Source organism: Streptococcus sp. CL8.13, from assembly GCF_049737895.1.
This window is the reverse complement of record NZ_JBKOTT010000009.1, coordinates 1-11,832: the sequence shown is the minus strand read 5'-3', so window position 1 is coordinate 11,832 and position 11,832 is coordinate 1. Positions and strand designations below refer to the sequence as shown.

At 39.1% G+C, this 11,832-nt stretch carries 16 protein-coding genes, 1 tRNA gene and 1 pseudogene; 3 read left to right on the top strand and 15 right to left on the bottom strand.

The window, feature by feature from the left end; translation table 11 throughout:
• Positions 1-45 precede the first annotated feature (45 nt).
• From ACLNCN_RS00755 to ACLNCN_RS00730, 6 genes are all read right to left on the bottom strand, one after another.
• Positions 46-117: transfer RNA gene (locus tag ACLNCN_RS00755), tRNA-Arg, on the bottom strand.
• A gap of 42 nt (positions 118-159) precedes the next feature.
• Positions 160-507, bottom strand: a complete 348-nt coding sequence (gene rplS / locus ACLNCN_RS00750; protein WP_001068669.1) for a 50S ribosomal protein L19 — start codon at positions 505-507, stop codon at positions 160-162.
• A gap of 118 nt (positions 508-625) precedes the next feature.
• Entirely contained in the window at positions 626-955 is a 330-nt protein-coding gene (crcB, locus tag ACLNCN_RS00745; RefSeq protein ID WP_424844431.1) for a fluoride efflux transporter CrcB, read from the bottom strand.
• A complete protein-coding gene (gene crcB / locus ACLNCN_RS00740; protein ID WP_424844430.1) occupies positions 949-1,323 on the bottom strand; it encodes a fluoride efflux transporter CrcB in 375 nt (124 codons plus the stop codon). The genes crcB (ACLNCN_RS00745) and crcB (ACLNCN_RS00740) overlap by 7 nt, the downstream gene beginning before the upstream one ends.
• Positions 1,320-1,586 (bottom strand): chorismate mutase, encoded by a 267-nt coding sequence (locus ACLNCN_RS00735; RefSeq protein WP_424844429.1) that lies wholly within the window; start codon positions 1,584-1,586, stop codon positions 1,320-1,322. Before ACLNCN_RS00735 ends, crcB (ACLNCN_RS00740) begins: the two co-directional genes overlap by 4 nt.
• Positions 1,587-1,701: 115 nt before the next feature.
• Positions 1,702-2,145, bottom strand: coding sequence for a flavodoxin (locus ACLNCN_RS00730; protein ID WP_001162125.1), 444 nt, complete (start codon positions 2,143-2,145; stop codon positions 1,702-1,704).
• 103 nt (positions 2,146-2,248) lie between these two features.
• Between ACLNCN_RS00730 and ACLNCN_RS00725 the strand changes: the two genes are divergently transcribed.
• Positions 2,249-3,184 (top strand): DHH family phosphoesterase, encoded by a 936-nt coding sequence (locus tag ACLNCN_RS00725; RefSeq protein ID WP_424844428.1) that lies wholly within the window; start codon positions 2,249-2,251, stop codon positions 3,182-3,184.
• 95 nt (positions 3,185-3,279) lie between these two features.
• Positions 3,280-3,522, top strand: a complete 243-nt coding sequence (locus ACLNCN_RS00720; protein ID WP_000710764.1) for a type B 50S ribosomal protein L31 — start codon at positions 3,280-3,282, stop codon at positions 3,520-3,522.
• 113 nt (positions 3,523-3,635) lie between these two features.
• Here the strand turns inward: ACLNCN_RS00720 and ACLNCN_RS00715 are convergent, their stop codons facing one another.
• Together ACLNCN_RS00715 and ACLNCN_RS00710 are read right to left on the bottom strand one after the other, a co-directional pair.
• A complete protein-coding gene (locus ACLNCN_RS00715; protein ID WP_261009778.1) occupies positions 3,636-4,970 on the bottom strand; it encodes an Nramp family divalent metal transporter in 1,335 nt (444 codons plus the stop codon).
• 213 nt (positions 4,971-5,183) lie between these two features.
• A pseudogene (locus tag ACLNCN_RS00710) lies at positions 5,184-5,989 on the bottom strand (IS5 family transposase).
• A 157-nt stretch (positions 5,990-6,146) separates the two neighbouring features.
• Here ACLNCN_RS00710 and ACLNCN_RS00705 point away from each other — a divergent pair.
• Positions 6,147-6,446, top strand: coding sequence for a YbaB/EbfC family nucleoid-associated protein (locus ACLNCN_RS00705; protein ID WP_000981526.1), 300 nt, complete (start codon positions 6,147-6,149; stop codon positions 6,444-6,446).
• 72 nt (positions 6,447-6,518) lie between these two features.
• Here ACLNCN_RS00705 and ACLNCN_RS00700 read toward each other — a convergent pair whose 3' ends face one another.
• The 7 genes from ACLNCN_RS00700 to ACLNCN_RS00670 form a co-directional block, all read right to left on the bottom strand.
• The gene (locus tag ACLNCN_RS00700; RefSeq protein ID WP_424844427.1) at positions 6,519-8,282 is read right to left on the bottom strand and encodes a glycerophosphoryl diester phosphodiesterase membrane domain-containing protein; all 1,764 of its coding nucleotides are present in this window, start codon (positions 8,280-8,282) and stop codon (positions 6,519-6,521) included.
• Positions 8,283-8,290: 8 nt separating this feature from the next.
• On the bottom strand, positions 8,291-8,881 hold the full coding sequence (locus tag ACLNCN_RS00695) for a 3'-5' exonuclease (RefSeq protein ID WP_261065272.1): 591 nt from the start codon (positions 8,879-8,881) through the stop codon (positions 8,291-8,293).
• Between the two features lie 98 nt (positions 8,882-8,979).
• Complete coding sequence (gene rocS, locus ACLNCN_RS00690; protein ID WP_150922351.1) at positions 8,980-9,471, bottom strand: chromosome segregation protein RocS; 492 nt, start codon at positions 9,469-9,471, stop codon at positions 8,980-8,982.
• Between the two features lie 76 nt (positions 9,472-9,547).
• On the bottom strand, positions 9,548-10,240 hold the full coding sequence (locus ACLNCN_RS00685) for a 5'-methylthioadenosine/adenosylhomocysteine nucleosidase (RefSeq protein ID WP_424844426.1): 693 nt from the start codon (positions 10,238-10,240) through the stop codon (positions 9,548-9,550).
• Positions 10,241-10,256: 16 nt separating this feature from the next.
• A complete protein-coding gene (macP, locus tag ACLNCN_RS00680) occupies positions 10,257-10,568 on the bottom strand; it encodes a cell wall synthase accessory phosphoprotein MacP (RefSeq protein ID WP_000517861.1) in 312 nt (103 codons plus the stop codon).
• An 11-nt stretch (positions 10,569-10,579) separates the two neighbouring features.
• The gene (locus ACLNCN_RS00675) at positions 10,580-11,125 is read right to left on the bottom strand and encodes an NUDIX hydrolase (protein ID WP_424844425.1); all 546 of its coding nucleotides are present in this window, start codon (positions 11,123-11,125) and stop codon (positions 10,580-10,582) included.
• Positions 11,126-11,134: 9 nt separating this feature from the next.
• On the bottom strand, positions 11,135-11,832 hold a 698-nt coding region (locus tag ACLNCN_RS00670), incomplete at its 5' end, for a DapH/DapD/GlmU-related protein (protein WP_424844424.1).

Below are 11,832 nucleotides of genomic sequence, written 5' to 3'. Positions count from 1 at the left end.
AATAAACTTTCTAGATTCTTTTTTCTTTCTTTACTGTACTAAAAATGCCCCCTGCCGGAATCGAACCAGCAACTACTCCTTAGGAGGGAGTTGTTATATCCATTGAACTAAGGGAGCTAGATAAAAACTCTGCTGAAGAAGCAGAGTTTTTTAGTCGAATTAACGACGGATTTCTTTGATACGAGCTGCTTTACCTTGAAGAGCACGCAAGTAGTACAATTTCGCACGACGTACTTTACCGTAACGAACAACTTCGATCTTTTCAACACGTGGAGTGTGGATTGGGAAGATACGCTCAACACCTACACCGTTAGAAATTTTACGAACTGTGTAGTTTTCTGAGATGCCAGCACCTTTACGTGCGATAACAACACCTTCAAAAATCTGGATACGTTCACGGTTACCTTCGACAACTTTCGCGTGTACACGAACAGTGTCACCAGGACGGAATGATGGGATATCTGTACGAAGTTGACCTTCAGTCAAGCTTTGGATTAATGGATTCATTTTATTCTCCTATCTTTGTCAATCTTGAGGAATCCTCCTCAGCGGATAAACTGTATTTTTGTGCGTCCATTACACACAAGATACAGTTTACCAAATTTCCACAAAAAAGTAAAGAAATTTATAGCAAAATTCCTAAAAAAATCGCAACTAAACCACCTAGATAGGTCAAAGTCAGGTAAGAATAAAAGACCTTCTTATCACTAAGCAGTCTTTGAAGTTCGTCATTCAAGGTCGAAAAAGTTGTTAAACCTCCGCAAAATCCTGTTGCTAGAATAGCATAAACTTCCTTAGATTCCACATGATTATAGAAAAGTCCAATCAAAAAACAACCTAAAAGATTGGCTATGAGCGTTCCGAATGGCAATTTAGATGCTTGATTATAGTGGGAAAAGAAATACCGTACTAGAGCTCCGAAGCCACAAGCAATTGCAAGATAGACCATTACCATTTCTTCCTCCCCAAATAATAAGCTAAAAGCAAACCTCCACCGATACTCAAAAGCAAATACATAATCAAACTAAAATAACGCCCTGTATCCAGCAGTTTTACAGCATCAAGCATGAGACTAGAAAAGGTTGTTAAACCACCACAAAAGCCCGTCCCCAGTGCTAAAATAACGCCTTTACTGGTTCCCTTGTAGACCAGATAGCCTTTTACCAGATGGACCAAGCAGAAAATGCCTAGATAGTTGACAAGAAGGGTGCCCCAAGGGAAATCTGGACTGACTGGTAACCAAGTAGAAACCAGGTAGCGAACCAGTCCGCCCAACATGGCAGCTAGAAAAATCCCTAGCGGATAAAATTGTTCTTTTTTCATTTGATGTTTTGATCCTGATAATCACGTGAACGTTTGAGTATGTCCGAAAACGTCGCTACAATAGTCTCCTGATATCGTTTGTCCTCTACACGATTTCTGACCTTTTCAAAAATGACTTCTTCTCTCTTGGTATCTAAAATCGGTTTACCCGAAGTCTTCTTATAAGCGACAACTCCTTCAACTAAATGCATTCGTTCTTCTAGAAGTTTAACAATTTGGTCGTCAATTTGATCAATTTCTTGGCGAATAATATCTAAATCCATACAGTCTCCTCCTTTATTTGAATTATTGTATCAAAAAGCCACCAAATAGGCTAGTAAAATCCCAAGTCATAATAAGAAAAATGCACTGATTGATTGCATCAGCGCACATTCATGCTTATCCTACTTTAGCAGCCAATTCTTCTGCAAATTGTTCCAAGCGTTCAATATCTTCTTCCTCAGCAGAAAGATCAACTTTGACACACTCTGAACCTTTTTCTGCTCCTGTCGCTACAAATACCCGATCAAAGTCATCGACAGCCTTACAGAATTCATCGTAGAAGGTGTCACCTGAACCGACCACTCCATAGATTTTACCATTCAAGTTGAGATCTGCTAGGTCTTCGTAGAAGTCCATCATCTCATCTGGCAATTCTCCATCACCATAAGTATAGGTCGCAACGATAGCGATGTCTGCTTCCAAGAAGTCTGAAGCGTCAACAGTTGTACATTCATCAACATCGACATCCAAGCCCAAGTCACGTAATTTATCTGCTACAATATCTGCAATTTCTTCGGTATTACCGGTCATACTGGCAAATACAATTTTTGCTAATGCCATATCGTCCTCCTCAATTTATCTCTCTCCATTATATCACATCTTTTTCATTTTAAAAATAAAAATTCTTGTGCTACAATGAAATGAGAAAGAATTGAGGTTATTTATGGAAATTTGCCATCAAATTTTAGAAAAAATTAAAGAATACGACACGATTATCATTCACCGTCATATGAAACCAGACCCTGATGCCTTGGGAAGTCAGGTGGGATTGAAAGCTCTTCTCAAACATCATTTCCCAGAAAAAACCATCAAAGCCGTTGGTTTTGATGAACCGACTCTTACTTGGATGGCTGAAATGGATCTTGTTGAAGATAGTTCCTACAAAGGCGCCCTTGTTATTGTCTGTGATACGGCCAATACTGCTCGTATCGATGATAAGCGCTATAGTCAAGGTGATTTTCTCATTAAGATTGACCACCATCCAAATGATGATGTATATGGCGACCTATCTTGGGTGGATACTAGTTCAAGTAGCGCTAGCGAGATGATTACCCTATTTGCCCAAACAATCCAACTGGCCTTATCAGATCGTGCTGCTGAGTTGCTCTTTGCAGGAATTGTTGGTGATACAGGTCGCTTCCTTTATCCTTCTACGACTGCACGGACTCTTCGCCTGGCCGCTTATTTGAGAGAACATAACTTTGACTTTGCGGCTCTCACTCGCAAAATGGACACTATGAGTTACAAAATTGCAAAACTTCAAGGCTACATCTACGACCATCTGGAAGTGGATGAAAATGGTGCTGCTCGCGTTATCCTGAGTCAGGAAATCTTAAAACGATTCAATGTTACCGATGCTGAAACTGCCGCTATTGTAGGAGCTCCTGGTCGGATTGACAGCGTCAGTCTCTGGGGAATTTTTGTGGAGCAGGCTGATGGCCACTACCGAGTTCGCTTACGCAGTAAAATCCATCCTATCAATGAAATTGCCAAAGAACATGATGGTGGAGGCCACCCTCTAGCAAGCGGTGCTAATTCCTATAGTTTAGAAGAAAACGAAATCATCTACCAAAAGTTAAAAAACTTGCTTAAAAACTGATAAAATACTTGCCAAACTTTTTAGAATCTGATAGACTAGTAAGGTAACAATCTATGGCTCGCAAAGAGACCATGGCAGAAAGGAAATATTGCAAAATGAAAAAAGATATCCATCCAGAATATCGCCCAGTTGTCTTCATGGACACAACTACTGGTTACCAATTCCTTAGCGGTTCAACAAAACGCTCTAACGAAACAGTTGAGTTCGAAGGCGAAACTTACCCATTGATCCGTGTGGAAATTTCATCAGACTCACACCCATTCTACACTGGACGTCAAAAGTTCACTCAAGCAGATGGACGCGTGGATCGTTTCAACAAAAAATACGGTCTCAAATAATGATAAAAAAGAACAGTTTCGACTGTTCTTTTTTGTTTCTTTTTATGAACTAATCACTACTACTTTCTATTTGTCCACCATCACGCTGACACTATAATTGATTTCAAACGGGGTTAAAAAATATCGAAAAGAAGCTTGATATTGAGAATAGTCAAGATGATTGAAACTACGTAGCCTAGGATTGTGTTCCACTTGGCATTGGTAAATTCTCCCATCACTGACTTCTTAGAAGTCAGATAAATTAAGGGAAAAATTGAGAATGGAAGAGCGATTGAAAGAAAGACCTGTGAATAGACCAATAACTGATCTAAGGTCTTTTCTTGATGCCCAAACAAGACAGCAACTATCATCACAGGGAGCAAGGCAAAAATCCGTGTTCCGACACGAATAACCCACTGTGGTAATTTCATATGCAAGAAACCTTCCATAACGATCTGTCCAGTCAAAGTACCTGTAATAGTAGAATTTTGGCCACTTGCTAAGAGAGCTAAAGCAAACAAAGTTGACAGAGTTGAGCTGGCTATCGCTCCTGCTATTGTCGAATCCTGTAAAGCATTGTACATTTGAGAGAAAGCTGAAATTTCAGATGCATGGCCAAAAAAGAGGGAGGCGCCTAAAATAAGAAGCAAGGAATTGACAACAAACGCTAGAGACAACTGAAGATTTGAGTCCCAGGTCATAAAACGGACAGCTTTTCGTATATCTTTCTTATCCTTATGGTTGATTTTTCTTGTTTGAGATAGGGATGAATGGAGATAGAGATTATGGGGCATGACTGTTGCTCCCACAATCCCTAAAGCCAAAGTCAGTTGACTCTCATGTCCTGGCAAGGAACTTTCAAATAAAGTCGAAGTCGGTAAATAGCCACCAAAAATCCCCTGCATACTTGGATTAGATAAAGCAACCAGATAAGAAAAGATACCTAATATGGTTAAGATAAGGGTTGTAACAATAGATTCAATCTTCTTGAACCCAAATTTCATCAACAAAAGCAAAAGAAATACATCTAAAACGGTTAGAAGTATCGCGACCATAATCGGTATTTTAAACAAAAGATTTAAGGCAATTGCTGAACCTATAACCTCAGCCAAGTCTGTCGCCATTAAAGCTAATTCTAAAATCACCCATAGACTATAGCGGAGCCACTTGGGGGCATGATGAGCTGTTGCCTGCGCTAAATCCATCCTCGTCACGATACCTAGCTTTCCAGCCATCTGTTGTAGCTGCATGGCGATGATGGATGAAATCAAAATAACAAATAAGAGACTATACTTATAGGAAGCACCTCCAACCACACTGGTAATCCAGTTTCCGGGATCCATATAACCAACTGCAACAAGAGCTCCAGGCCCTAAAAATGCTTTTAGATTTTGCCAAAAATGATTGTTATTCGGAGTTTCAATAGATTGATTGATTTCTGAAAGAGAGACCTTTTTGTAAGAAGACATCGGAATATTCACTTTCTAATCTTGTCTTTGCCTATTTTATTAATGGAGTTTTGAAAATATAATGAAAATAATTTCCTATTTCCAATTTATTCTTATTATATCACATTTTGAAATGATTCTTAAGGAAAGCATGATAGTTAAAAAACTTTGCACTCTAGCTAGCCACACGATGGTTTCTAGAGTACAAAGTTTTTTATTAGACTTCCTGCGAAACTAGAATTCTAGTTCACAGTTGATAATTCCAGCAATCAAATTCATTCGTAATCCAAATCGTTTACGTCGATTTCGATAGGTTGTTGAAAACATTTTAAACGTTTTTACTTTGGCCAAAATATTCTCAACCTTGATTCTCTCTTGAGATAGCACATGATTATAGGATTTATCTTCAAGAGTTAGTGGCTTAAGTTTGCTTGATTTCCTCGGAATTTGCGCTTGTGAATACATCTTCATGATCCCTTGATAACCACTGTCTGCCAAGATTTTACCAGCTTGTCCGATATTTCTGCGACTCATTTTGAACCACTTCATATCATGGCAATAGTTCAACTGCAATATCCAAAGAAACAATTCTCCCTTGGCTTGTGACAATCGCCTGAGACTTCATAGCATGACATTTCTTTTTACCAGAATAATTGGCTAGTTGATTTTTTAGGACGATTGATTATTACCTCTGTTGCATCCACAATCACCGTATCCTCAGCACTAAGATGAGTTTTTGAAATCGTAAAGCCACTTTGAATAAGAGTTGCTTCAACCCATTGACTCCGACGGATTAAGTTGCTTTCGTGAATGCCAAAATCAGCCGTAATTTGTTCATAAGTGAGGTATTCTCGCATATATTGAAGAGTAGCCATTAGGAGGTCTTCTAGGCTTAACTTAGGGGTTCGTCCACCTTTTGCGTGTTTACGTTGATAAGTTGTTTTTAACACAGCTAACATCTCTTCAAAAGTAGTGCGCTGAACGCCAACAAGACGCTTAAATCGTGCATCACTTAATACTTTACTTGATTCATAATTCATAGTTTTATTGTATCATATTTTTGTTTCGCAGGAAGTCTACTTTTATTTTCCACTGCCAAGCACAATTCTTAGATTCACTCAGAAAAAGATTAGACTTTTAACCTCAAAATTGATAAAATAAAAAGGAAAATAAGATAAAAGGAAACTATAAATCACCATGATGAACATGCAAAACATGATGCGCCAAGCACAAAAACTTCAAAAACAGATGGAACAAAGTCAAGCAGAACTTGCTGCTATGCAATTTGTTGGCAAATCTGCTCAAGACCTTGTTCAAGCGACCTTGACTGGAGATAAGAAAGTTGTCAGCATTGACTTCAATCCAGCTGTCGTTGACCCTGAAGATCTTGAGACTCTTTCTGATATGACCGTTCAGGCCATTAACTCTGCTCTTGAACAAATCGATGAAACTACCAAGAAAAAACTGGGTGCTTTCGCTGGGAAATTGCCATTCTAAGCATAAGAAAAACAAGCATTCAAGAGAATACTTGCCTATCGTGGGAGGAACAACTGTTCCTCTTTTTGCTTACTAAAAATTAAAGAATTCCATGGCCTGTTTGAAAAGCAATTCAGTATACTCTGGGTCTTCTTGGGCAATGGTAACCTGCTCTTGAATCATTTCCAAATCATCCGTTATCATGCCATCAGCTCCCAAATGAACAGATTTATCAAAGGACTCTGAACTATTGATGGTCCACACGTACAATTTCTGATCGGTATTCCAAAGCTTGTTGACAAAATTTTCATCTAAAGTTGAATACTCCATGGTATAACCTGTAGCCTTGGTTCTTGGAAAAATACTATTATAAGGTAGGATTAAAAAGACTGGAATTTGAGTATCGTAGGCTAAAACCTGGTCAATCACATGGTAGTCCAAGGATTGCATTTGGTGACCATTCTGCTTAAGAACTGTTCCATATTTTTCCATAAATCGTTTCATCATATCTGGGCTATCTTTTCGACTGGTTTTAATCTCAATAAGGAGTTTTTGATGCAATTCATTGGCTTTATTGAGATAGTCATCAAAACTGGACACCTTGCTATGATAACCATTTTCTGAAATATCAAGTTTAGTTAATTCTTTCAAAGTGAGATCCTGTGGATTGGCATTAACTCCTGTCAGATTCTTGATATTAGCATCATGCATCATGACAAACTGGCCATCTTTTGTTTCCTGAACATCTGTCTCAACAAAGTCTGGACTTAGTTGTGCTGTCTTTTCTAAAGATTGAACTGTATTCTGCACACCATTCTTATTAGATACTCCCCTGTGAGAAATGATTAAAGGTTTATGTGAAACTGGAGCTTCTAAATAAACATAACCCTCAAGAGCGAAAAAGATACCAGCACAGCCCATCACTCCCCATCTCATCCAGTGGTCTTTCTTTCTCCTTGGTGTGATTTCTAGTTCTTCTCCTGTTAAGAAGGAAACAAACTTAATGAGAAAGTAAGTCAAGGCCATATAGTGGAAATTCTTAATCAAGACAAAGTTAATAATTCCCAGCACAAGAGATTCCTTATGGGTCAAACCATCCATCAGTGCCTGACTTGCCAAGATTGGAATCAATAAAAGAATGAAAAATAGGTAGGTTTTGACGACAATCCAAAGCAAGTTCCAAGTATAAAACCAGGAGTGCTTTCTTGTCTTCTCTAGACTGTATCTGACTGCTTCTTTGACTGTTTTTTTCTCAAATAAAAGCTGGGGTAAGGCAAACATCAACCGTACTGAAATATAAAACAAAAGTAAAGCCAGAATAGTAACCACTATACCTACTAGCCAATACTTGTCTTCCACATAATCAACGATAAAGTCTGGAATGACAATTTTATTTAGGTAGTAAATCTTTAAAATCTTTCGAATCAATGGAAAGAGCATCATGACATAAAAGAAGATAAAGGCTATCTTGGAAAGCGTCACTTGCTTCATAAACAAGAAACTTTGATGAAAGACCTTGCGACTGTACTCTAGCAAGGTTCTCTTTTCATGACATAATAAATGACGAGCACCAATAAAGAGAAGTCCTATCTGGTAATAGGCAATCAGTAAATTAACGATTACCAGAACAAATAAAGCAAGACTAACAAAGGGAGAACCCTTTATAATGGCAAAAATATTGTTGTAGGATAGAAAGAGATAACCTGTCTGACGGAGCAAAAGTCCAGCAATCCAAGAATTTGACGGTAACCATACAAACTCAATCATCATGAAAGTCAAGAAGAAAAGAAAGAGTATTTTATCTAGATTAAAGTATATCTGCTTAAAACCTAGATTTTTAGGTTTTTCAGGTTTCATAGGCACTCCTAGTCAAATAATTGAGACAAGTCCAAGCCTCCAAAAGGATTATTCGAGAGGCTACTTTCTGCCCCTAACAATTCTCTAGCTTGATCCGACTCTAGAAAGGACTCGTAAACACGCGCTGTCATACGAGCATCCTCCAAGCTATTATGGGACTGACCTTGAAATCCAAGAAACGAGGCAACGGTTTGCAATTTGAGATTGGCAATGCCATGTAAATCCGAACTCCGACGTTCAAAGGCTTCATCATACAGATCCACCTTGTACTGCAGGCTGTAGTCTAAACCATGATCCGCTAAAATAGGCAAATCACTTTTAGCAGCATTGTATCCAACCATGGGTAAAGAACCCACAAACTCTTGGAAATCTTTTATGACTTCCTCCACTGGAGGAGCATCTTTTAAGGTCTCGGCTGTAATCCCAGTCAAACCATTGATAAAACTTTTTAGAGGCACACTGGTATGAACATAGGAATCATAGGCATCGATTTCCCGACCATCTCTAAAACGCACTGCCGATACTTGGATCAAGTGTGTTTGTCCTTCGTGCTGATTAAATTCTAAATCGAAAGCAATGTAATCTTCTAATCGTTCCATTTTCTACCTCTCCTATACTGTTATTTTACTTGAGCAACTATACTATTTAGAAACAAAAGAAGCCATCAGGTTAGCATTTAACCTAAACAGCTCCTTGATTATCCTCCAAATAAACGAGCAAAAAAGCCTTTCTTAGTGAATTGGACTTCTTCTTTTGCTTGGTCCAGCTCTAGCTTAAGATTTTCTTGATCCTTCATGGCTTGAAGGGTCAATTGTTGCTGCTGATCGAGTTGTTTGTCTTTCTCAGCAATCTGACGGTCTTTGATACGCATCTGCTCGTCTTTTTCTGATAACTGACGATCCTTGGCTTTTAATTGTTCATAAAGACGCAGAATTTCTGCATTCTTCTCATCGACCAGAATCTCCATCAGTTCACGCTGCTTGACATCTTCACTGACAGGCTCATCTTCAAAAATCGTTTTTTTATAGATTTCTTCTAGCTTAATCAAGCCACTTCTGGTAACTACCGTTACCCCTTTGTCATTTTTATCTGTGTCTTCTTCTGGTAATTCTTTGACACGGTTATTGATTGCTTGGCGAGATAATCCTAAGACCTCTGCAATCTCACTGACGGTCATTTCAATACTCATAATATCCTCTGAAACGTTTTCTAGCTTTTCTTTACTTAAATCTTATCATAAGCTAGATAAACTGTCAAATTTCCGCTTAATCTAAGGCCTTCAAAAAGGTTAATAAGACTTGGGCAGAGCGACGTCCAGCTTCGATAATAAACTCATCAAAAGAGATGTTTGCTTCATGGTTGGCATTGTCACTCATAGCTCGGATAACTAAGACTGGAAGATTAAGGGCATGCGCCGCCTGAGCAATAGCTGCTCCCTCCATCTCAACTGCTAAAACTTCTGGGAAATGGGACTTAATCGCTTCTATCTTGTCATTTCCTGCAACAAAACTATCTCCTGTAGCAATCAAACCAAGATGCCAGTTTTGGTCCAATTGAGATAGACTCTCTTGAATTTTGGCAACAAAGGTTTTGTCTGATTCGAAATAAAGTGGTTGTTGCGCCATTTGTCCATAAGCATAACCAAAAGCTGTGACATCCACGTCATGATAGGCTAATTTGTCAGCAATCACAACATCTCCAACAGCAATTCCTTCTGCTACTGCCCCAGCTGATCCCGTATTGATAAGAGCATCCACTTGGAAATGATCAGCCAAAATCGCCACACTCATAGCAGACATGACCTTACCTATTCCACTTTCTACAAGAACGACCTCATGAGAGGCAATGCTTCCTGTATGATAGGTATTCCCCAAAACAACTTGCTCCTGAGCATTTTCTAGATGCTGGACCAGATAAGCCAGTTCTTCTGGCATAGCCGCAATAATTCCTATTTTCATTTCATTTCCTTTTCTATTACAAAAGTTTCATTGCTAAGACAAGCAAAATTAAGAGAAAGATGACTGCAAATAAGATTTTATTCAGTTTAGAATTGAAGACATTTCTCTTAGTATTTTCAATGCGACGGCTTTTATGAATAGACGGTTCGACCTGAATCTTCAAGGTTTCCTGGCTAAAACCATGATCCTTAGGATTGGCATAACCAAAACGGGAAGAAGAGGTTGGTAAAATTTTTGTCTCCTCATCATCTAGCAAAGGAGGACCTGAAATCTTTTCGCCTCTATTAGCTCTTTCAATCATTTCATCCGTTAATAAAGGTTTACCCATACTGACCTCCTCTATTTTTTGTGCAATTCCCAATACTGAACAGCCATAATCGTCTTGGCATCACAGATATGACCTGATTGGATCAATTCCTTGGCTTCCTCTAAGCTAACTTCAAGGACTTCCAAGGTCTCATCTTCATCCTGCGGACGCGGATTTTCCACTTTCGTCAAATCGCTTGCTCGGTATAGTTTTAATTTTTCATTACAAAAGCCAATGGCTGAGTAAAAATCGTACAAGAGTTCTAATTTCCCTGTGTAGGCTGTTTCTTCCTCTAATTCACGAAGAGCTGCTGCAACAGGGTCTGTATTTTCTCCTACTTCCAACTTTCCGGCTGGAATTTCGTAAGAGACAGCCTCGATGGCTTTGCGGTACTGCTTGACCAAGATGAGTTTTTGTTCATCCGTTACTGCTAAAACACAGACAGCCCCATTGTGGAAAATCAAATCACGTTGGGCAATTCCCTTACCTTCTGGTAATTCAACCTGATCTTGAACCAGTTTAAAAATTGGTCCTTGATAGATTTCTTTTCGGCTAAGCGTTTTTTCTTCAAATTCCATGACAGACTCCTACTGATTATTAGGATGATGAGGAAGGCGTGTTGCATATTCGTCTTTATTGACCTGACGTCCACGACCAATAGCAATAGCATCCGCTGGAACGTCTTTGGTAATAGTTGAACCCGCACCAACGAGGGAATTGTCACCAAGTTCTACTGGCGCAATAATGGTTGAATTTGAACCAACAAAGACATTGTTGCCAATGACTGTTTTGTATTTGTTTTTACCGTCATAGTTGACTGTAATGGTTCCAGCACCGAAATTAACCTTGCTACCCACTTCACAGTTTCCGATATAAGTCAAATGACCAGCCTTAGTATTCTCGCCGATAGAAGAACCTTTCACCTCAACAAAGTTACCAATATGGACTTGGGCACCTAGAGATGAACCTGGACGAATGTGGGCATAAGGACCGACTGTCACACCGTCTGCAACACTACTTTCTTCAATCATTGAGTTGGTAATAACAGCTCCTGCTCCGATAGTGCTATCCACTACATAAGTACCATTTGTCAAAACAGTCTCAGCACCAATTTTCGTTTGCCCCTTCAAGGTAACATTGGCTTCGATTTGAACTTCAGGAGCAATCTCAACATCAATATCGATATAAGTTGCTTCTGGGTTGACAAAGCTAACACCGTTGACCATGTGTTGGTGATTGATGCGGCGACGCATAACCGACTCAGCAGTCGCAAGAGCCACACGGT